Source organism: Paenibacillus sp. 79R4 (genome assembly GCF_013393165.1).
Classification (GTDB): domain Bacteria; phylum Bacillota; class Bacilli; order Paenibacillales; family Paenibacillaceae; genus Fontibacillus.
On sequence record NZ_QJOT01000002.1, the window covers coordinates 370,518 to 392,717 of the forward strand.

At 48.7% G+C, this 22,200-nt stretch carries 19 protein-coding genes; 14 read left to right on the forward strand and 5 right to left on the reverse strand.

Annotated features, from left to right (window positions below; translation table 11 throughout):
• The first annotated feature begins 104 nt into the window (after positions 1–104).
• From DMN77_RS03645 to DMN77_RS03675, 7 genes are all read left to right on the forward strand, one after another.
• The gene (locus tag DMN77_RS03645; protein WP_068781015.1) at positions 105–1,034 is read left to right on the forward strand and encodes a hypothetical protein; all 930 of its coding nucleotides are present in this window, start codon (positions 105–107) and stop codon (positions 1,032–1,034) included.
• 180 nt (positions 1,035–1,214) lie between these two features.
• Entirely contained in the window at positions 1,215–3,062 is a 1,848-nt protein-coding gene (locus DMN77_RS03650) for a sensor histidine kinase (protein ID WP_372775303.1), read from the forward strand.
• Positions 3,062–4,612, forward strand: coding sequence for a response regulator transcription factor (locus DMN77_RS03655; RefSeq protein WP_179013569.1), 1,551 nt, complete (start codon positions 3,062–3,064; stop codon positions 4,610–4,612). The genes DMN77_RS03650 and DMN77_RS03655 overlap by 1 nt, the downstream gene beginning before the upstream one ends.
• A gap of 223 nt (positions 4,613–4,835) precedes the next feature.
• Positions 4,836–5,765, forward strand: coding sequence for an ABC transporter permease (locus tag DMN77_RS03660; protein WP_068781018.1), 930 nt, complete (start codon positions 4,836–4,838; stop codon positions 5,763–5,765).
• An 18-nt stretch (positions 5,766–5,783) separates the two neighbouring features.
• Positions 5,784–6,737 carry a carbohydrate ABC transporter permease gene (locus tag DMN77_RS03665; protein ID WP_068781019.1) on the forward strand — a complete coding sequence of 318 codons (954 nt, stop codon included), beginning with the start codon at positions 5,784–5,786 and terminating at the stop codon, positions 6,735–6,737.
• 325 nt (positions 6,738–7,062) lie between these two features.
• On the forward strand, positions 7,063–8,580 hold the full coding sequence (locus DMN77_RS03670) for an ABC transporter substrate-binding protein (RefSeq protein ID WP_179013571.1): 1,518 nt from the start codon (positions 7,063–7,065) through the stop codon (positions 8,578–8,580).
• Positions 8,581–8,688: 108 nt separating this feature from the next.
• Positions 8,689–11,469, forward strand: a complete 2,781-nt coding sequence (locus tag DMN77_RS03675) for an endo-beta-N-acetylglucosaminidase (protein WP_179013572.1) — start codon at positions 8,689–8,691, stop codon at positions 11,467–11,469.
• Between the two features lie 114 nt (positions 11,470–11,583).
• On the opposite strand, the gene DMN77_RS03680 is transcribed toward DMN77_RS03675, so the two are convergent.
• Positions 11,584–11,916: a hypothetical protein gene (locus DMN77_RS03680; protein WP_068781022.1), complete on the reverse strand. Its 333-nt coding sequence runs from the start codon at positions 11,914–11,916 to the stop codon at positions 11,584–11,586.
• 59 nt (positions 11,917–11,975) lie between these two features.
• Positions 11,976–13,214, reverse strand: a complete 1,239-nt coding sequence (locus DMN77_RS03685; RefSeq protein WP_179013574.1) for a multidrug effflux MFS transporter — start codon at positions 13,212–13,214, stop codon at positions 11,976–11,978.
• A gap of 238 nt (positions 13,215–13,452) precedes the next feature.
• On the opposite strand from DMN77_RS03685, the gene DMN77_RS03690 reads away from it, so the two are divergent.
• Both DMN77_RS03690 and DMN77_RS03695 read left to right on the forward strand, forming a co-directional pair.
• Complete coding sequence (locus tag DMN77_RS03690) at positions 13,453–14,382, forward strand: DUF7916 family protein (RefSeq protein ID WP_179013575.1); 930 nt, start codon at positions 13,453–13,455, stop codon at positions 14,380–14,382.
• A 2-nt stretch (positions 14,383–14,384) separates the two neighbouring features.
• Positions 14,385–14,891: a metallophosphoesterase family protein gene (locus DMN77_RS03695; protein ID WP_068781473.1), complete on the forward strand. Its 507-nt coding sequence runs from the start codon at positions 14,385–14,387 to the stop codon at positions 14,889–14,891.
• Positions 14,892–14,944: 53 nt separating this feature from the next.
• Here the strand turns inward: DMN77_RS03695 and pcp are convergent, their stop codons facing one another.
• Genes pcp through DMN77_RS03710 form a run of 3 tightly spaced genes read right to left on the reverse strand, consistent with a single transcriptional unit; the run spans position 14,945 to position 17,249 of the window.
• Positions 14,945–15,589, reverse strand: a complete 645-nt coding sequence (gene pcp, locus DMN77_RS03700) for a pyroglutamyl-peptidase I (protein ID WP_068781025.1) — start codon at positions 15,587–15,589, stop codon at positions 14,945–14,947.
• A gap of 18 nt (positions 15,590–15,607) precedes the next feature.
• Positions 15,608–16,552 (reverse strand): DUF979 domain-containing protein, encoded by a 945-nt coding sequence (locus tag DMN77_RS03705; RefSeq protein WP_068781026.1) that lies wholly within the window; start codon positions 16,550–16,552, stop codon positions 15,608–15,610.
• 1 nt (position 16,553) lies between these two features.
• Entirely contained in the window at positions 16,554–17,249 is a 696-nt protein-coding gene (locus tag DMN77_RS03710; protein WP_179013577.1) for a DUF969 domain-containing protein, read from the reverse strand.
• A 333-nt stretch (positions 17,250–17,582) separates the two neighbouring features.
• Between DMN77_RS03710 and DMN77_RS03715 the strand changes: the two genes are divergently transcribed.
• From DMN77_RS03715 to DMN77_RS03735, 5 genes are all read left to right on the forward strand, one after another.
• On the forward strand, positions 17,583–18,578 hold the full coding sequence (locus DMN77_RS03715; protein ID WP_179013579.1) for an ABC transporter substrate-binding protein: 996 nt from the start codon (positions 17,583–17,585) through the stop codon (positions 18,576–18,578).
• 29 nt (positions 18,579–18,607) lie between these two features.
• Positions 18,608–19,522 carry an ABC transporter permease gene (locus DMN77_RS03720; protein WP_179013580.1) on the forward strand — a complete coding sequence of 305 codons (915 nt, stop codon included), beginning with the start codon at positions 18,608–18,610 and terminating at the stop codon, positions 19,520–19,522.
• Positions 19,522–20,319, forward strand: a complete 798-nt coding sequence (locus DMN77_RS03725) for an ABC transporter ATP-binding protein (RefSeq protein WP_068781030.1) — start codon at positions 19,522–19,524, stop codon at positions 20,317–20,319. The genes DMN77_RS03720 and DMN77_RS03725 overlap by 1 nt, the downstream gene beginning before the upstream one ends.
• Positions 20,320–21,378: 1,059 nt before the next feature.
• Positions 21,379–21,678, forward strand: coding sequence for an antibiotic biosynthesis monooxygenase family protein (locus DMN77_RS03730; RefSeq protein WP_068781031.1), 300 nt, complete (start codon positions 21,379–21,381; stop codon positions 21,676–21,678).
• A 23-nt stretch (positions 21,679–21,701) separates the two neighbouring features.
• Positions 21,702–22,178 (forward strand): DinB family protein, encoded by a 477-nt coding sequence (locus DMN77_RS03735; RefSeq protein ID WP_179013582.1) that lies wholly within the window; start codon positions 21,702–21,704, stop codon positions 22,176–22,178.
• Positions 22,179–22,200: the final 22 nt, after the last annotated feature.

Below are 22,200 nucleotides of genomic sequence, written 5' to 3' on the forward strand. Positions count from 1 at the left end.
TATCCGTTCCGTTCGGTCGGACGAGAGTTATCCAGGCCTCTATGATTGGGGAGTTTGAGCGTTAATCCGAACTAGGAATCCATTTTCAGAAAGCAGGGATGCGAATGTTTGAGGATTTGAATGAACGGCTTGCTGCGATGAAGGAAAAGGCACGCGGGATAGAGAAATGGGAGGCCAGGCTCCATCAGCTGCAGGAAGAATTGGCCGAGCTGGAGCGTACTAGGGATCAATCATATAGAAAGCTGGCTGCTGAGGAGAAGGATGTTGAACGCCTAAGCGGTACATCGTTATCCGCCTTTATCTACTCGATCCTCGGCAAGAAGCTGGAGAAGCTTGACCAGGAGCAGCGGGAAGCGCTGGAGGCGAAGGTTAAGTATGAGCATGCCGAACGGGCGGTTCAGGATGTGCAGCAGCAGATCGGGCAAGTACAGCAGCGGATTCGGGAGGTTCACAATTCGAAAGCGGACTATGAGCATTTATTTCAGGAGAAGGAACGACGTATTCTGGATAGCAACCCGGAGTTAAGGGAGCTTGCGGATCGTCTCGCTGAACTTATGGTACAGAAAAAAGAATTGCAAGAAGCATTGGATGCGGGAAGAAGTGTACAGGAGGATTTAAAACTGGCGGAGGAGAGTCTGAATTCGGCCAGGAACTGGGGCACTTATGATATGTTGGGCGGGGGTATGATCTCGACCCATATCAAGCACAGCCGCATTGATGAGGCGATGGAGCATGTGTATCGGGCGGAGAACCATCTGCAGCGATTCAGTAAGGAATTGCGCGATGTAGGCGGTACTTTAGCTGTAGATATGAAGATCGAAGGCTTTCTCACCTTTACCGACTATTTCTTCGATAATTTGATTACGGACTGGTTTGTTCAGGGACGGATCAAGGAGATATTAAATCAGGTCATCACCAAGGCATCCCAAGTGGATGAGCTCATGGATCATTTGTCCGGATCGGAGCGTCAAGCCGAACAACAAGTTGAAGTATTGCACCGGCAATATGTACAGATGGTTGAGACCTATCAATAGTGAACCGCGATGGAATAGAGACTGCGCACGTATGAAGTAGATACGTCCGTGGTCTCTTTTTTTATGAAATAGCGAATCTTTGACAGAAGTAACCTTCACAAAAAATCAGTTTGCCCGATTTGGAGAAGCAGTGTTACACTGTAACGCGGACAGTATATCAATGGACAGGAGTGTTCCTTCGTGTCAAAGATTCGCAGATTTTATCTCAATCATCTGAAGCGAAAAATGTTCAACAAGATTATTCTGTTGTATTCAGCGGTCATGATGGTGCTGTTCGTAACCGCAGCGGTTCTGGTGTATCAGTATCAGCTGCAGCGGATTATCCGCGAAGAGACGGATGCCAATATGAAGACGGCGCAGGTTCTCAGCATTTATCTTAATAGGCAATATGAGAATATTCAGAATACGATTCAGCAGATCTATGGGGATGCGACGCTTAGCGATGATCTGGTCTATTTTCTTAATAATCCCTATGAAAACTATCTGGGTTACCGTCTGAATCAATTTACGAAGACGAATGAGCAGCGGCTGCGCTCCTACAGCACCTTAGTTAAAAATTATATGGAGCAGGAGTCTGGGGCTAAGAGGGTGTCCATCTACAGCTACCCGCGCAAATTTGGCATGAATTTTGAAAGAGAGAAGCAACAGTTGCAATATGAAAGCGGTTCCGATGAGACATGGAACAATTGGCTGATGACGCGCCGCGCCTACACTTGGGACACGGTGAGCAATAGTCCGGAAGCCGGTACCACGGCAAAATCGACTTCTGCCCAGATTTATTCCTATGCGCGGGAGCTTCAGGATCCATGGACACTGGATCGAATTGGCATGCTGGTCGTTGATTTTGACAGCAAGCAGCTGGCAAATTGGTTAAGCAGTCGGGTACCTGCTACGCATGGGCAAATGCTGGTCATGACTTCACAAGGCAAGGTTCTATACGATTCCACAGGGGAATATGTTGGACAGGATTATCCTTATCGCTATGAGTTGAACACAGCAGGCAAATGGGTCGACTTGGATGAACCCTCCAGGATCAATGTGCTCGATACCGGGAATGCCGGATTGACCGTCATAGGCATCGTGTCCAAATCCTCGATTGAGGCAAGCACCGGCAGCCTTCGCAATACATTGATACTCATTACATTATTGTTCTTTGTGGCCAGCTTCGTGCTGACTTCTACCGTGATGAGGAAATTCTCCAAGAAGATTCGCAGAATCATCGTCTCGATGAGCCGCATAGGGGAAGGAGACCTGTCAACGCGGATTCAGATGCCTGGGGAGGATGAATTGCAACAAATTTCACAAAGATTTAATGATATGTGTGAGAGGCTTGAACAATATATTGATAAAATGTACACCTCGGAAATCAAACAGAAGCATGCTGAGCTGGTAGCTCTGCAATCCCAGATTAACCCGCATTTTTTGTACAATACGCTTGAGTCGATTCGGATGAAGGCATATTCGGAGGGAGCTCGGGATGTCGGCAAGATGGTGTATAGTCTTTCCGTGATGTTCAAAGGCATGGTGAAGAAAGACACGGTGATTACGATCAAGGAAGAGATTGAGATGTGCTCTATCTATCTTGATTTGCTGCAAATCCGTTACGAGGGCCGGATTGAAGTCGCCATCGAGGTGGAGCCTGTGATCAGTGGCTGTAGTATCATTAAGCTGCTTGTGCAGCCGATTGTAGAGAATTATATTGTGCATGGATTCCGATCTCTCGATGATGACAATCAGGTGAGGATCTCTGCGGTGCGGGAAGGGGAAAGGGTGGTAATTACTGTTCGGGACAACGGAACGGGAATTCCGGCCGAGCGCATGCAGGAGATCGACAAGATGTTGTCCGGAGCTTCTCAGCTGTCCTCCAATCTCATGGAGAAGAGCAATCCTTCAATCGGACTGATCAATGTGCATGATCGAATCCGGATGAACTATGGGGAGGAATATGGTCTGAGCGTGTCCAGTGAGCCTGGAAAAGGTACGGAGGTGCGCATGGAAATACCGATGCTGAAAGAAGGGATACTTTAATGAAAAAGGTGTTTTTTGTAGATGATGAGCCATTGATCGCTCAAGGTCTCAGCTCGATTACCGACTGGCAGCAGTACGGTATTGAAATAGCCGGATCGGCGAATGATGGAGAGACCGCCTTGCAGCGGATTATGGAGGAACCGATCGATCTATTAATTACGGACATTATGATGCCCCGTATGAACGGACTGGAATTGATCCGCAGAGTGAAGCAGATTCATCCTCGCACGCGCTTTATAGTGCTGAGTGGCTATGAGGAATTCGAGTATGTAAAAGTGGGAATTACGCTCGGAATTGAGAATTACATATTGAAGCCGATTAACATTGATGAACTGGAATCGACGATCCGACATATTCGCGGAGATTGGGAGCGGGAAGAGCTGAATCTGTTCCGGTATGAGGAGGATTGGAGGGTGCTGCGCAGCAATATTCTGCAGCGCTGGGTTCTGGGCGAGATCGAAGGTCAGGAATTCAAGCATCGTGCCGAATTGCTGGGAATTCCGCTCCATTATAAATATGTTCAGGCCGTGATGTTCCGCGTCATCTCGGAAGAGAAGCCGATCTCCCGGCTGTACCGTCTGCACGGATTGTGCGAGGAATGCGCAGTTATCGCACGGGAAGCTATCGAAGAAGAGGATGAGGTGATCTGCTTCCCGGATGCGGACGAAGATCTGGTGATGCTGTATGTCTCTGATCATCCCGAGCATCATCAGTCCATACTGGAGAACGCCCCCGACACGGCGAGGAGAATCTCTGAGATGACGGGATTGCCGGTATGGGCGGTAAGCAGTGCTGTAAGCAGCGATTTCTATGGTGTTCAGGACAGCTACAAGCAAGCCAAGCAGGTGTTCCAGCAATGGCTGATCTCTTGTCAGGATCAAACGGTATATATGAATGGACCGCATACGAAAGTGGAGGGGGCTCATTCAGTAATATGGGATCAGGAACATTATGTGAGACTACTGATCGATGGGAAACAAGAGCCTGTTATCGAATTCATCGAGTCGCTGCTCCTCGGGCAGTTCGAGCATGATATTATCCCGAGAAGCGAATGTATGAATATGGCGATTCAGCTTATGCTGAGTGCGAAGGATATGGAGGCTCACCCCGATTATAGCGAAGTATTTGCCGCGCTTGCCAGGATGAACACGATTCAGGGATTGATTCGCCATGTTAGCTCTGTGGTACAGCGCAGCCTGGGGAACAGAGACACCGTTCAGCAGGAATATAGCGGGCATGTGGCCATGCTGCTTGAGCAGGTGAGAGAGCACTATGCCGAGGAATTGTCGCTTAAAACGTTAAGCCAGAAGCTGGATATGCATCCGAACTATTTAGGTCAGCTGTTTCAGCAGGAGGTTGGCCTTAGCTTTTCGGATTACGTGAACCAGTATCGGATTGAGAAAGCAACGCAGTTGTTAATTCATACGGATCAGAAGACGGCGGAGATTGCAGTCAGCGTGGGTTATATCGATACGTCTTATTTCTACCGGCAGTTCAAGAAATATGCGGGGGTATCTCCGACAGAACTAAGGCATATGTACACGAAGTAAATATCCTTTACCAGCGCTGGGAATCGTCCGTGTAATACGGGCGGTTCTTTAATTTTGTACATATTTCTTTAATTTGTACATATGATTCGAGCATTTTTCAACTTGTTGCAGGCAGCGCTTTCTTGGGAAAATAGAAGCAGTTAGAAGATGCTAGATTCCATATTCCATCCAAGCGGGCTTTTTAGGCACCAGAGGATGACAGCAGTAAAGGGGGGAGAGAATCATGGCAGCATTTTTGAAAAAAGTGATTAGAAACAGGGCCTTGCTGATCATGATTTTGCCAGGGACAATTTGGTTTTTAATTTTTGCTTATTTGCCTATGTTCGGTACGGTTCTTGCATTTAAGGATTTCCGAATTAGCCGCGATGGCTTCTTTGCCAGCGTGATTAACAGCAAGTGGGTCGGGTTCAAAAATTTCGAGTATTTGTTTTCAACTAATGATGCTTACATCATTACCAGAAACACGATATTGTACAATCTGTTCTTCATTTTCCTGGGGCTTATCATCGCGGTTGCTTTTGCGATTATGCTGAGTGAATTGGTGAACAAGAAGATGGCGAAGGTGTATCAGACAGGGATGTTCCTGCCGCACTTCCTATCATGGGTTATTATCAGTTATTTCGCCTTTACCTTCCTGAGCATGGATAAGGGAACGCTGAACCACCTTATTACACTCTTCGGCGGAGACAAAATAAGCTGGTATTCCGAACCGAAGTATTGGCCGTTCATCCTTGTACTTGTCGGGATCTGGAAAGGGGTTGGCTATAACAGCGTCGTCTATCTCGCTTCTCTTACAGGTATCGATAAATCCTATTATGAAGCTGCGGTCATTGATGGGGCGACGAAGTGGAAGCAAATTCGTTATATCACGATACCTCTGCTTAAACCGTTAATGATTATTTTGACGATTCTGGCTATCGGCGGAATTTTCCGTTCAGACTTTGGTCTGTTCTATCAATTGCCTAAGGATTCGGGTGCGCTGTATCCAGTGACCAACGTTATCGATACCTTCGTATATCGCGGCCTGATCAATATGGGTGATATCGGAATGAGTACGGCAGCCGGGCTGTATCAATCACTTGTTGGCTTGGTGCTGATCTTGCTCGCGAACTACATCGTCAGAAAAATCGAAAGAGATCATGCGATCTTCTAATTTAACGGAGGTGCTCATATGCCACAAGTTACGACTCAGCCCGCCGAACCGTTAGAAGCGGGGAGAAAAAAGAAGCGCGATTACAATTCTATATCGCCTTTCTGGAACGCAATATTTAACGTCATCATCGGATTGTTTACATTCTCTTGCGTCTTTCCATTCATCTTCGTCATCATCATCTCGCTAACCGATGAACAGACACTGGCGCTTAATGGTTTTAGCTTGTTTCCAAGCAAATTAAGTACACAGGCTTACGAATATATTTTCAAATCAGGCAGCGAGCTGCTGGGTTCCTTCGGGGTAACGCTGCTCATCACTGTATTGGGAACCTTGCTCAGCTTGACGCTTGTTACGACCTACGCCTATGCGCTATCAAGAAGAAGCTTTGAATTCCGCGGATTTTTCAGCTTCCTGGCGTTCTTCACGATGTTATTCTCAGGCGGTATGGTTCCGGGCTACATCGTAATGACTCAGTTCCTGCACTTGCAGAACACGATTTGGGCTCTGATCTTCCCATTGTCGATGAACGCCTTTTTTATCATCGTCATGCGGACGTTCTTCCAGACTACGATTCCGGAGGAAATCATTGAATCTGCGAAAATCGACGGGGCAGGAGAGTTCCTGACCTTTGCCAGAATCGTATTGCCGGTATCGCTGCCAGGGATTGCTACGATCGGGTTGTTCAGCTCGCTCGGATATTGGAATGACTGGTTCAACGCGCTGTTGTATTTCAATAGCCCGAAGGTTACGCCTCCGATGCAGTTCTTGTTGATGAAGATTGAGAAGAATATGGACTTCCTGATTCAGAATGCGCAAAACATCGGTTCTTCAGTAGACTTTGCTGCAACGATTCCGCAGGAGACGGTGAGGATGGCGATGGTTGTTCTGGCAACCACTCCAATCGTTCTGGCGTATCCGTTCTTCCAGCGTTATTTCGTACAGGGCTTGACGGTAGGCTCCGTGAAGGGCTAAGCCAATCAGGAAGTTTAAAAAGATCGCTTTTGATCACGAAGCGAATCAAGAAGTAACTCGGCATCGAATCTTGAATTCACCCGGGTCTTCCGGTGCTCACGTACAAACTTCGTACGCTGCGCTCCTCAGACCCTAGCTTCATCCAATCTCTCGGTGCTGAAAACCGAACTTTTTGAACACTCATTAGTAAAAACCTAATTATGGTTGTCACCGCAGCAACATTTCGCTTCAGAAATTGGCCGGACATGGGTTCGGCCGGTTATCCGGGCAAATTGTTAAGCGGTTTCAATAAATGCAACACAAAATTTAGTCAGGGGGAAAGAAAATGACCAAGAAGAAGTTATCATTGTTGTCACTCGCGCTGGTTATGCTGCTGTCCGTAGTGCTTGCCGGATGCGGAGACAAGAAAGAGAACAACGCATCATCCGGTAAGGAGCAGAATGCCGTTCAGAATGACGGTACGATTGATGCTTCCAAGCTGGACCCGGTAACCTTGAAGCTGTATTTGATCGGACCTAACCAGAAGGATCTGCCTAAGGTACAGGAAGAGATCAATAAATATGTAACTGAGAAGATCAATGCGAAATTAGATATTACGATGATTGACTGGGGCGATTATAGCCAGCGCATGCAGGTGATCACCAGCTCCGGTGAAGATTACGATATCGCATTTACAAGCTCCTGGGCTTTCGACTACCTGCCAAACGCGGCAAAAGGCGCGTTCATGCCATTAAATGAATTGCTTGATAAGTATGGCCAAGGAATCAAGGATGTGCTTGACCCTCGTTTCCTGGAAGGTACAAAGGTAAACGGAGTTAACTATGGTATCCCGGCCAACAAGGAATTGGCACAACAATTCGTATGGCGCTTCAACAAGAAGTATGTTGATAAATATAATCTCGATATTTCCAACGTAACGACTCTTGAGGATCTTGAGCCATTGCTGAAAACCATCAAAGAAAACGAGCCGTCGGACATTACCCCATTGGCCGTTCCTAAGAGCTTCAAGCCATATCTGCCAGTAGACTTCCTGCTCGGTGACGAAATTCCGATCGGTATGTATCTGGATACGCAGGATTTCAAATTCACAAACCTGCTGGAAACACCTGAATTGAAAGCTGCTCTGAATACAATGCGCAACTACTACAAAGCTGGTTATGTACGCGAGGATATCGCTACTTTGGATGGCATCGACAACATGAAGACCGGCAAATGGCTGGTTGACCGTGAGATTACTCAACCGTATGCAGAGCTTGGCTGGTCAAGAAGCGCCGGTTACGACATCATCACCAGACCGATGCAAGATCCTGTCATCTACACTAGCTCTGCTGCCGGTTCCATGCTTGCGATTTCTTCTTACTCGAAAAATCCTGAGCGTGCGATGATGTTCCTGAACTTGCTTAACACAGATACTTATCTGCGCAACTTGATTCAATACGGTATTGAAGATGAGCACTACAAGAAGCTGGAAGATCCGTACATTGAAGACCTTCCTGCCATGCAAGAGAGTTATGCTATGCCAGGCTTTGCGCTTGGTAATATGTTCCTGACTTATCTGCATGACGGTGAACCGAAGGATAAATGGGATGCATTTGAGAAATTCAACTCCTCGGCGATCGTAGCACCAACCTTTGGCTTCAACTTCGATACGGCTCCTGTTAAAACAGAAGTGGCTTCGGTAACGAACGTAGCTAAGGAATTCATTCCTTCGCTGTACACAGGCTCTGTAGATCCGGACGAATATTTGCCGAAGGCAATCCAGAAGTTTAAGGATGCAGGTATTGATAAAGTAATCGCTGAAGCTCAAAAGCAATTTGATGCTTGGAAAGCGGAGCAAAAATAATCGATTCATAAGGCAACAATTGGAGAAACGGTTGAAGGATGAACCGTTTCTCTCTTTCTAAAGAGGACTGCTTCAATAGATTTTTAATCAGACAAAGGAGGCAATTTCATGAAACGAGCAAAAGATAATTACTTGATGAGATCCAAGAGGAAGCATCAGATTGCCATGATGGCGGGGAGCGCAGTGCTTGCCATGACCTTGTTCGGCTTCAGCGGCCAAGCCAAAGCTGCGCAGCCCCATTCCTCGTATTGGTATCCGAATACACTCTTGGAATGGTCTGCGGCGAAGGATAAGGATGCGCCATTTAACCGGGGGACAGTGGAGTTGAAGGAGGGGCGTTTCCAGGGCTTAAAGACCAATGATACCGCTAAAGTTCAGCCAAAAGTAATAGCGCTTTCTTCAATGTATCCGAGTACGAGCGATGCTCCGTCTCAAGGCTCGGAGAACTTCCATTCCTATACGTTCAGTTTCTGGCAGTATATCGATAAGCTGGTGATGTGGGGCGGATCAGCCGGCGAAGGCCTGATCGTACCGCCGAGTGCGGATGTGATCGATGCCGCTCATAAGAATGGCGTACCCGTGCTAGGAACGGTGTTCTTGCCGCAAACAGAGCATGGCGGGAAGATCGATTGGATGAAGGATCTGCTGCAACAGCGCGAGGACGGAACCTTTCCGGTAGCTGATAAGCTGATTGAAGCAGCTAACTATTATGGCTTTGACGGTTGGTTCATTAACCAAGAGACTCAAGGGGCCAATAAGGAAGAAGCGGCGAAGATGCAGCAGTTCCTGAAGTATATGCAGCAGATCAAGGGGCCCAAGATGGAGGTTGTCTGGTATGATTCCATGATCGACGAAGGGCAGATTAAATGGCAGGGCGCTCTCACCGACAAGAACAAGCTGTTCTTCCAGGATGACAAGACCCGCGTCTCCGACCAGATGTTCCTAGATTTCCGCTGGCAGTACAAGGATGAAGTGAACGGCAAGTACGACTACGTGACGCCTTATTTGAATTCACCGCAAAAAGCAGCAGAGCTTGGCCGCAGCCCGTATGATCTGTTTGCGGGCATTGATGTGGAAGCGAACGGATACAATGGGGAGTATAATTGGCCGGTTCTCTTCCCGGATGGCAAAGAGGCTACGACCTCCCTGGGCATCTATCGTCCGGACTGGACGTTTAACAGCTCGAAGACGCAAGAGGAATACATGGAGAAGGAAGAAATATTCTGGGTTGGCCACAACAAAAATCCGCAAAATACCGCATCATCTGAGGCGGACAATCCGTACTCCTGGAGAGGCATTGCGCATGATATTGTCGATAAGAGTGTGATTGACGGCTCGGAATTTATCACGCATTTTAATACCGGCAACGGACATTTGTATGCGCTTAACGGCAAGGTGATGCGCGAGAAGGATTGGAGCAACCGCAGTCTCCAGGATATTCTGCCGACTTGGCGCTGGATCGCCGAGACGAAGGAGGGTGCAGCTCCGCTTGCTCCGAGCTTTGACTTCAGCACAGCCTATAATGGAGGCAGCTCTTTGAAGCTGGAAGGGGACCTGTCACCTGCAAATCCGACGCATCTGAAGCTGTATAAGGCGAATATGCGGGTTGAAGCAACCACGGAATTATCGGTGATCTATCAATCGAATTCAGAGGCTGGCAAGGTGAAGATCGGCGTTGCTTTCTCAGACGCTCCGGATAAGTATACTTTCTTCGAACCTAAGAAATGGACGCAGGTTGGGGACAGCGAGGATTGGCTGCAAGGTCAGGTGCGCCTGAATCAATATAAGGGCCGGACGATCGTCGGCCTGTCGCTGGAAATTGAGAGCGCGACGGCGATTAAGAATTACCAAGCGAATATCGGCCAGTTGGCGGTAACCCAAGTGAATGATAACGCCAAGACACCAAAGGCGGTTACAGATATCAAAGTAACGGAAAATGAGTTCCGCGATGGCATTTACGGCGACGCCAGATTGTCATGGAGTGCTCCCAAGAATCAGGAGGATGTGCTGTACTACCAAGTTTATCGCGTGAAGCCGGATGGCAAATATGAACTGATGGGGCTGACTGGAAATACGGTCTATTATATACCGGAAATGAGACGGCTTGAGAAGGAAGCGGAGACGAAGCTGGTCGTTATTCCGATGAATCATCACTATGAGGCAGGCAAACCGGCTGGGGTTACCTTTGAGTGGCCGGCTTATCCGAAGCCAGTAGCTGCCTTTGAAGCGGATCAGACCCTAATCGCGCCTGGGGATAAGGTGAAATTTACAGATAAATCATCCGAAGTTACGGAGAGTTGGAATTGGAGCTTCCCGGGTGGTGAACCTTCCTCCAGCACGGAACAAAATCCAGTAGTTACTTATAAAGAAGAAGGAACCTATACGGTTACGCTCACAGCCAAAAATAGTGAAGGCGAAGATGCGGTGACTCGTCAGATGATTACGGTGACAAAGGAAGCGGCTGGCGGAGTTGCGGATCTTGCCTTGAATCAGAAGGCGACCGCATCCAGCTTTGTGAATGAGAAGGAAGCACCTAAGTTTGCCGTTGATGGCGATGACCGTACGAAATGGTGTGCGGTTGGCGATGCGCCGCATGCGCTGACCGTGGATCTTGGCGGGGAGCATAAGGTCAGCGAATTCGTCATCAAGCATGCCGAAGCAGGCGGAGAGCCAGCGGCGTTCAATACGAGAAGCTTCAAAATTCAGCTTAGCCTGGATGGGGAGAACTGGACGTATGTCGTAGATATCAATGACAATACGAAGGGAGTCAGCAAACATGCAATTGCGCTGACTTCGGCCCGCTATGCCAAGCTGATCGTTGAGAAGCCGACGCAGGGCGGAGACACTGCAGCGCGAATCTACGGATTCGAAGTGAAGGGATTAAAGTAACATAAATGAAGAAAAGACAGCGTCTCTATGCAGCAGATCAATCTAGATCGTCTGCGGGAGATGCTGTCTTTTTGCCGTATATGAAGCAGGATCATCAGATAGCAGGATGCCAGTTCAGTCCTTAGCGTTCATTTTGTAGCCCTTCAGAGCCTCAAGCGGGGTTTTTGCATAATCGTCCTTAAGGTATGAATGCTTAGCCGGGCGAGGCTTGTTGCTCTCTGGCAACGGCGGTGTTCTGTCCAGAAGTTCTTCCAAATAATAGGCGTTCATATCAAGACGTTCGATAATGGCACCGAGCGCTACAAAGATAATTCCGGACAGAAATCCGGATCCGATGACCGTAAATGCAGCGCCCCAGGCATGCTCTACCCATCCGAAATAGAGGAAACCCGATAGTAATCCGGCAAGGATGAGAACGCCGCCGACGCTGTATAGCAGCTTAGCCATCTTGGCAGAAACCTCCTCATTACTAGCATTTTCATAATAAGCCCTGACTGATTTATCTGTTACTTCAGATTATAATTCTTTCTTTGCACGATGAGAAGATAACAGATGACAGCACCGATATCCGCAACGGCGATCACGATCCCCATCGGCAGGGCATTCATGTCTCCGCCAAGACCGACCAGCGGTGCTACAGCGGCACCAAGAATATAAGGAAGCAGGCCGAGCAAAGCGGAGGCACTGCCTGCCGATTCGCCTTGATCCTGCATGGCCAGCGTGAAGCTGGCGGTTCCGACGATTCCGACGCAGGAGACGACGAAGAACAATGGAATCAGGATCGATAGCAAGCCTCCATGAACAAGAATGGCGATCAGCAGGGCAACGGATGAGATCGCAGCCAGGGCTAATCCGAAGCGAAGCAATTTGGTCTCTTTAAAGCGATTGACCAGACGTCCGGTAAGCTGGCTCGCGATAATAATGCCGGCCCCGTTCATCGCAAAGATTAAACTGTAGGTCTGTTCGGATACGCTGTAAATATTTTGCAAAACGAAGGAGGAGCCGGATATATAAGCGAACATAGCCGCAGTAATCAATCCTTGAGACAAGCAATATCCAACAAACAAGCGATCCGCGAGCAGCTTGCGGAAGGTGCGAAGCGTGACTCCTAAGCCGCCGGATTGACGTCTCTCCTTCGGCAATGTTTCGGGCAGGCCAAGGAGAACCGACAGCATCATCACAACGCCGATGATGGACAATACGACGAATACGCCGCGCCAGGATACGTAGGCCAACAGCTGACCGCCGAAGATCGGTGCCAGGATGGGAGCTGCCCCGTTCACCAGCATGAGCATCGAGAAGAACTTGGTCAGTTCAGAACCGGAGTACATGTCGCGTACGACGGCACGGGATAACACGATGCCAGCTGAGCCTGACAGACCTTGGATGAAGCGAAGTACATTCAGCAAGCCTGCGGTTGGAGCGAATACGCAGAGCAAAGAGCTGATCGCGTACATAGTCAGGGAGATGATCAGCGGCATCCGTCTGCCGCGCATATCGCTCAAAGGACCCACGATGAGCTGCCCAATCGCCAGACCAAGCAGGCAAGAGGTAAGGCTGAGCTGAGCCATCGAAGTCGTTGTATTCAGATCCTTCGCCAGAGCTGGCAAGGCTGGCAAATACATATCCAAGGAGAATGGGCCGAAGGCGGATAAACAGCCGAGAATCAACACCGCTTGCAGACGGCGCGATCGAGTTTGAGGTTGTGGTGTAGAGACAGATGGTCCATCTGCTGTAAGACTCATAATGATTTCTTCCTTTCCAATCATAGGCACCACGAATGGGCCGTTATTTTTTTCAGCATTTTAACATTATACTACAGGGTCGAAGGCAGGGGAGAAGTTTTTCTGATCCGTTGGGAATTCATTACAGTGAGGTGTTATACTTCTTGGTAGGATGGTTTAAAGTGTTATCCAGCGTGTTAGAACGAAATGAAGCAATGAGCTTGGATGTTGGTAATTACTCAAAAAATGAGGTGAGCCAATGAAGAGGATCTTGGATTGCCGTGCGTCCGACTTCCGTAGGATGGCGCGGGAAAAATTAAAGGCAGCGATTCTTGCTGCCGAAGGGCGAACGGTCATCGCGGAGACGGTAGCCGCCTCTCAGCCGATGCTGCCGGAGATCAGTAATGCTGAGCTGGCCAAGGCCTTCGGTGCAGATATGAGTCTGCTTAATGTGTTTGATGTGTTTAACCCCGTAGTCCGCGGACTGGCCCCGCTTGATGTGTTTCACCATACCGGTGAGGAGCGGCAAATCCACAATCCGATCGCTGAAGTCAAGCGGTTAACAGGGCTGCCGGTCGGAATTAATCTGGAGCCCGTGGATACTGCTGCGGAAGTGCTCGAACAGCTGAATCAATTGCCTGAAGGGCGCAGGGCGACAGCTGCAAGTCTGGTCAAAGCCAGGGAATTAGGGGCCGACTTCGTATGCCTGACAGGCAATCCGAAGACAGGGGTTACGAATGAGCAGATTGCTCAGGCGATCCGGCTTGCGAACGAGCATTTTGGCGGACTGATTATCGCCGGGAAAATGCATGGTGCAGGAACGCGCGGTAAAGTGATCGATCGGGAAGCGGCGCTTGCCATTACGGAGGCAGGAGCAGATATAATTCTTCTGCCTGCTCCGGGCACAGTCCCCGGGCTGCGCGAGGAGGAGCTGGCTGCGATCATTACCGAGGTGAAGGAGAAGGGGGTGCTTGCTTTGGCCGCGATCGGTACGAGTCAGGAGGGGGCCGATACGGAGACAGTCAAGGCGATCGCATTAAGTGCAAAAAGGGCGGGAGCCGATGTGTTTCATATCGGGGATGCAGGATACACCGGAATTGCGATTCCGGACAATATTATGGCTTTGTCCATCGCGATACGAGGTCGCAGGCATACGTATATTCGTATGGCGGCTTCGCCGCTGCGCTAATGATGAAGATCGGAGTTGTATCGGATACCCATATGCCGAAGAGAGCATCAGTGCTGCCGCCTGCGCTGGTCTCTCAATTCCGCAATGCGGATCTGATTATCCATTTAGGGGACTGGACCAGCATGGAGGTCTACAGGCAGCTGTCTGCGCTTGCTCCAGTTGAAGGGGTGGCCGGCAATAATGATCCTGAAGAGATCATCCAGCGGTTTGGTTATCACAAAATCCTCCAGTTGGGTTCACATAAGGTTGGACTTACTCACGGTTTTCTGCCTGAAGGCCGCGGCAATGCACGGGAGAAGGCGATGAAGATCTTCCAGGGGCAGGAGGTCGATGCCATTTTGTTCGGGCATTCTCATAAACCATTACTCAAGAGAGAGAACGGGCTGCTTCTGTTTAATCCCGGTTCTCCTACTGATAAGCGGCGTGAACCGAAATATTCTTTTGGCCTGCTGCAGATTTCAGGGGAGATCATCAAGGCGAAGCATATTTATATGGAGCGCAAGCAGTAACGGGCATGAAAAACAAGAGCAGGTTCTGAAAGAACCTGCTCTGATCTGGAAACTCAATGTGTTGTGCCGGCATTTCCGGATATATCCTCTGTTGTCTCCACCGCTGCTTCTACAGCATAGGTTAATGACTGGGCGATATCGCTCAAAGACATGGACGGGGTCCCAACAGGGCGGGTAATCACCTGGTCAGGTGAGAAGGGCACATGGATAAAGCCGCCGCGAATTTCCGGGAACTCCCGATCGATCATATATAATAGACGGTACATGATATCGTTGCAGACAAAGGTTCCCGCCGTATAAGAGATATAGGCCGGGAGCCCATGCTCCTGGATCCTCCGGCACATCGCTTTAATCGGCAGAGATGTGAAATATGCCGTTTCCCCATCCTCCTCAAGCTTTGTATCGAAGGGCTGATTGCCCTTATTGTCCGGGATCCGCGCTTCTGCCAGATTGATAGCGACGCGTTCCAGGGATACAGCGGCGCGTCCGCCTGCTTGACCAACGCAGATCACAATTTCCGGCCGATGTTTCTTAATCGCCTGCTTGAGCACCTCACCGCTCTCTCTGAACACCGTTGGCACCTCTAGCTTGATAATCTCAGCGCCAGCTAATAGTTCCGGAATCCGCTTTACCGCTTCATAAGCAGGATTCACTTTATCTCCGCCAAATGGATCGAATCCCGTAACTAAAACCTTCATTAATTCATTCCCCATTTCTTATTTAAATAATATCATATACACAATTTGGAAAATGAGCATGAAACATGCGACAAACAGCTGATTTTTAATGGCGCCATATTTATCCTTCATTTCAAGAATAGCAACGGGTACGATGTTAAAGTTGGCAGCCATTGGCGTCATCAGTGTACCGCAATAACCGCAAGTCAAGGCGAGCATTCCGATCAGTGCCGGATTGGCTCCATGGCTGAAAACAAAAGGTGCACCGATCCCTACGGTCATTACTGTGATCGCAGCAAAGGCGTTGCCCATAATTACGGTGAAGAGGACCATGCCTAAAGCATAAATAATGATTCCAATGGTGACATTGCCTTCAGGTACGACTTGTCCAACTGCATTGGAGATGACCGTCCCGACGCCGGCGCTTGTAAAGACAGCGCCTAAGGAGGCCAGCAGCATGGGCAGCATACTTAAGGGCCCTACCGTCCCAAGCATATCCGCCGCATCATCCAGAAATGTCGTCGGTTTATTGTCGCGGGAAAAGAACATCAGGATGATCATGGCTACAAGGACTCCGGCGCCCACTCCCACGAGAGCTCCCAACTCAGTAAAGAGGACGAACAAAATGGCAAAAATACCGATACTCAAAGCGGGAATAAAGATTTTCATCCCTAATTTTGAGGACATGTTCTCCATGTAATCTTTTGCGGGAAGATGACTTTTCCCTTTGCCAACACGCCTGGCAATCGCAGGAATAGTCATTAGAAAAATCAGGATTCCGCTGGTTAGCGGCGGAAGCCAATGCCCTGCACCGATAACCATCCCCAGTATGCTCCAAAAGAAGAGGGTGCCGTATCGATGCGGATTGGTCTTGTCTGCCAAATTTCGTATGCCGGTATAGATCAGGACCAGGCCCATCAATATATAGAGAATCTCCAGTAACTTGGTACTCATCAAAATATTCGGGTCTGTAAAGAACGCCACATTACATCTCCTCCTTATTGTCAGCAGAATAATATTTCTTCGACAAGCGGCGTTCCTTTAAGTAGAAGTACACGCTCGCTACGACCAGCGCTGTAATAGCCACAGGAATTTCTACGGCCGCTAATTGGCCCAATGTCACCTCATAACCCAGGTCCTTCAAGGTGGACTGAACCAGCAGTGCGCCAGCGCCGCCGACAAAGAGGACTTGTCCAAAAAACCAGCAGATATTTTCCATGCCGGAGGCCATTCCCTTTAACTCCTCTTCATGATCAGGATTGATCTTTAGACCGCGGGATTCGATCGTTCCCAATGTCATAGGAAGTATGAAAGGACGAACGAATCCGGCAACACCGCCGAAGCTGACATTAAATGCGGCGAAGATCATCCGGAATACCCCGTAAATATCGATGATCATTCCGGCGGAGACTTTCTTGAACCGCTGGATCAATGCAGCAGCAGATTCTTTGAGCCCGTTGCGCTCCAAAGTTCCGGTTGCCAGCATGATGATAATAAATATAGCCATCCCACGATTGTTGACGAAGCTGCTTCCTAGCAGTTCAAGCATTCCTTCCACGCCTAGCCCGCCGGTGAGAGCAGTCACGATTAGAGCAATTATTACGATCAGAATCGCGTCCAATTTCAAGGCGAATCCGACAATCACGATCAGAACTCCCAACAAGGTTAACAGATTTTCCATAGTCTTCACTCCTTTCTTAATAGATTTTTGAGCAGATAGCTGCGTCAAATTTTTTTTATTATAAGTTCTATGTATTCCGATTACTGTGACGTTCTTATCTCTGGGAAAAGCGAAAAAAAAGCAATTTTTCACCCAAATTCCACCAAATCATAGATTTTGGATTGACTAGAAATTGACCGCCATTTAATATGAGAATAATATAATCTTCCGAAAACGTGAGAAAGATCACGTTTTTGCGCTTTTATACTTTCATGGATAGAAGCGTTAACCGGATTTCGCATCGATTAAGTGAATTGTTAATGCAGTAAATTAAATTGAGGGGGTCTTTTGAAAATGGGGAAGAAATTGTGTCTATTATTAGTCATTTCTATCATGCTGGTAGCTGTGGTTGGCTGTGGGAGCCCGGGCTCGGGGAAGCAGTACAAGATTGCTATCTCACAAATCGTGGAGCATCCGTCGCTGGATGCAACTCGTGAGGGCTTTTTGGCAGCCTTGAAGGACGCGGGAATTATAGAAGGGGAAAATCTGAAGCTGGATTACAACAATGCGCAAGGTGACCCCAATAACAATATGACGATTGCCCAGAAAATTGCTGGTGAGAAATACGACCTGGTATTAGGCATCGCTACACTTCCGGCTCAAGCGCTGGCCAGTCAGGTGAAAAATTCGCCAGTCATGTTCGCAGCGGTGACGGATCCGCTCGATGCTAAATTGGTGGATAATCTGGAGCAGCCGGGCGGTAATGTATCGGGTGCTTCTGATACAAACCCTGAGGCTATCACTCAGTTGATGGACTTTATCGCTGGGAATTTCTCTGAGGTAAAGACCGTGGGTGTTGTGCTTAACCAGGGCGAGCCTAATGCTGTGGTTATGACTAATCTGGCAGAAAAGGCGCTGGAAAAGCACGGGATTAAGCTCGTTAAAGCTTCGGTTACGAATACCTCGGAAGTGAAGCAGGCTGCGGAATCCTTGGTAGGTCGAGCCGATGCGATCTATATTACACTCGATAACACAGTAGTCGAAGCGGTTAGCACGGTTATTCAAGTGGCTAATGACAATGATATTCCATTCTTTTCGAGCGATCGCGATTCCGTTGAGAAGGGGGCTTTTGCTACGGTAGGCTTCAAATATTATGATCATGGCTATCAAGCAGGACAAATGGCGCTGCAAGTCCTCAAGGAAGGCAAGAAGATCGGTGATTTGAAGGTTACCGTGCCAGAGAAGCTCGATCTTATTCTTAATCTGAAAGCTGCGGCAGAGCAAGGAATCACGGTCACGGACGCAATGAAGGACCAGGTTAAGGATAAAGAAACCAATATTCTCGAATAGGTGTTCCATAATTAGGAGGTAGTATCATCATGATGAACTCATTACTCGGAGCCCTAGAATCCGGATTGCTGTATGCCTTGATGGCGCTCGGCGTTTACATTACCTTTCGCATCCTGGACTTTCCAGACCTGACGGTGGACGGCAGCTTTACAACCGGCGGAGCCATAACAGCCATCATGATTACGAATGGGGTATCCCCCTGGGTCTCTACCATCTGCGCCTTTGGCGGCGGACTGCTAGCCGGTATGGTTACAGGGCTTATTCATACCAAGGGTCGTATCAACGGCCTCTTATCCGGAATTCTGATGATGATCGCATTGTATTCCATTAACATGCGAATTATGGGGAAGCCGAATGTCGGGCTGCTTGGCGAGAAGACGATATTCAGCTCCGTATCACCGCTGTTGCTGATGCCTTTTGTGGTCATCGCTATTAAGTTTCTGCTCGATTTGTTCTTTCGTACTGAGCTTGGGCTCGCGCTGCGGGCAACCGGAGACAATCAGCGGATGATCAGAAGCTTTGGCGCGAATACCGACAATACAATTATTTTGGGGCTCAGCCTATCCAATGGACTGGTAGCCTTATCAGGAGCATTAATTGCCCAGCAATCCCAATTTGCCGATATCTCCGCCGGAATCGGAATGATTGTGATCGGGTTGGCCTCGGTCATTATCGGAGAAGCAATATTCGGTGCCCGCAATGTATTTTTTGCTACGCTGGCCGTTGTGTTGGGCTCCATTGTCTACCGTCTGGTTGTCGCTCTGGCGCTGCGGATCGAGTGGCTGGAACAGACCGATCTGAAGGTGATTACGGCATTGATTGTCATCATCGCGCTGGTGCTGCCAACGGTACGCAGGTCATGGAAGCAGAAGGCGCTTGCTCGCAAGCGTTCGTTGGAACTCGTCTCCGACGCTGAGCAGAGAAGTGTGGGAGGTGGACTATAATGCTGCAGATTACCCATTTATCCAAGCTGTTCCATCCAGGTTCCGTCGATGAGAAAATCGCGCTAATTAACGTGAATCTACAGTTGAAGCCAGGGGATTTCGTGACCGTGATCGGCAGCAACGGCGCCGGTAAGTCAACGTTGATGAACATGATCTCGGGTGCGCTGAAGCCGGATTCCGGTACGGTCCATATTGCCGGCAACGATATTACGGACTTGTCCGAGCATAAGCGCAGCCGTTGGGTCGGCCGGGTATTCCAGGACCCGATGGCCGGGACCGCTCCGCATATGACAATCGAGGAAAATCTGGCGATGGCTTACTCGCGGGGCAAACGTCGTGGTCTCTCCATCGGGATTAACTCCGGACGAAGAGAACTGTTCCAAGAGCAGCTTCGCAAGCTTGGGATCGGCCTAGAGAACCGTCTGCGCGCCAAGGTAGGAACGCTGTCCGGTGGAGAACGTCAGGCGCTCAGCCTGCTTATGGCTACATTTACCGAGCCGCAGATTCTGCTGCTTGACGAGCATACTGCGGCATTGGACCCCGCACGGGCCGAGCTGGTCACCCAACTCACACAGAAGATCGTCAGCGAGCTGAAGCTCACCACCTTGATGGTCACGCACAACATGGAACAGGCGATTCGCCTTGGCAATCGGCTAATTATGATGGATGGGGGCCGCATCATCCTCGATATCCATGAGCAGGAGAAGCAGCGGCTGACGATCGAAGGCCTGCTTGGAGAGTTCGAACAGATTAGCGGTCATAAGCTGAGCGATGATCGGGTCGTACTCGGCTCTTAGAGGATAGGCAATCCATAAATCTGTGCAAGGAAGAGTGTGTACAGGTAAGAAATACGGGTTATAAGGACCTTCAGCTCCGCTATTGAAGCGGGTTTGCGGGTCCTTTTCCCTTTTTGGATATAGGATTCATGAATGAACGAGCTGTTCTTGATTGAACGGGATGGGTGATAGGGGAATTAGAGTGGTCATATCGTTGGTAGTGTTGTGTTATTAGCGCTGTCGGTTCCGTTATCACCAGCGACTCAGCGTATTAAACATACGGGTTAGTGGGGTTAGTGGGGTTAGTGGGGTTAGTGTAGTTGGGGTATCTGGTGTAGCTACTGTTGGTACCGTTGAAGTCATTGATGCGCCAGACTCTAACGGAAATTGAATCCGCTATTTTGGCGAATTCGACGATTCTGTAATTGTAACGGAAATCTGATCCTCTATTTGGGGAACGTCTGCCTTATTCTGCTGAAAAACTTCAATTAAGGGAATCCATTTCCGTTAGAATTCAAAAACGGCCCTTTCAGACCAAATAGCGGCACTGGTTTCCGTTAGATCTTTCTGCAAACGATTAGTGGACCAACTCGCTCGCCTTCACCAGCGGTTCAGCGTTATCGAACATATGGGTTCGTCTAGCTGGTGTAGTTAGTAGCGGCGGATTGTTGGGGAATTAGTGCTGTTGGGGCTATTAGTGCTGTTGGTCGCTTGTTGATGCTTGTTGGTTGCTGGCGGTGTCGTTAGTCATGTTGCTAGTGCTATTGGTGCTTCTGTGTTCTTACTGCTTCTGTGCTGTTGGAGCTGTTAGTGGCATTGTGTGGCGTTAGTGACTTGGGAGTCATTGGCTGTTAGTGCTGTTGATGTAGTTATGCTCTTGGGGCTTCAGCGCTCTTACTGCTTCTGTTGTTCTTACTGCTTCTGTTGTTCTTAGTGCTTCTGTTGTTCTTAGTGCTTCTGTGCTCTTGACGCTGTTAGTGGCATTGTTAGAGGTTTTCTAATAATCGGACAATTGGAAAAATCCGATTCATTATGCCAGGATGCCATGCTATAATCAGGAAAACGGAGGGGATGGTGACGATGATACTTGAAGTAGCCCATCTGCAGGTGAAACCGGGCACGATTAACGATTTTGAAAGCAGCTTCCGGCAGGCATCGAAGATCATTTCTCAAATGCGTGGATATTTGGGACATGAGCTACATAAATGCGTAGAGACCGAAAATAAGTACATTTTGCTCGTGAAGTGGCATTCGATTACCGATCATGAGGTTGGGTTCAGACAATCTCCTCAATACGAAGAATGGAAGGAATTACTGCACCATTATTATGATCCCTTTCCATTGGTTGAGCACTATGTTCAGATTAAATTAGAGATGTGAAGACATCGATGGAGGTAATGAGCATGAGTTCAAATGAAGCTATTTTTGATCAGATTGAATTTATAAGAAGTCAAACCTTGAAGATGGTGCAGGGGTTAACAGAGGAAGAGGTGCGGACGATTCCTGATGGGTTCCGCAATCATATTTTGTGGAATCTGGGGCATATCGCCTTCGTACAGGACCGTTTTGCCTTTCTTCTCGCTGGACTTCCCTCGGGGCTGCCGGAGCAATATCGGGAATGGTTCGCTAACGGAACATCACCGCTGGAATGGACGGGTCAGGAACCTGACTTCGCGGAGGTGTGCCGAATCGCTGGAGAGCAGCCGTCAGAGATCAGAAGACTATTGTCTGGGCGCTTGGATGAACCTACGGTACAGCCATTTACGACTAGCTCAGGCTTCACGATGGATCGCATCGGATCTTTGCTGAGCTTCAGTCTGTACCACGAAGGGATGCACTTCGGCATCATTAAACAGTTCAAGAAGACGATACAAGGTTGATTACAGTCAGACTTGCAGAACT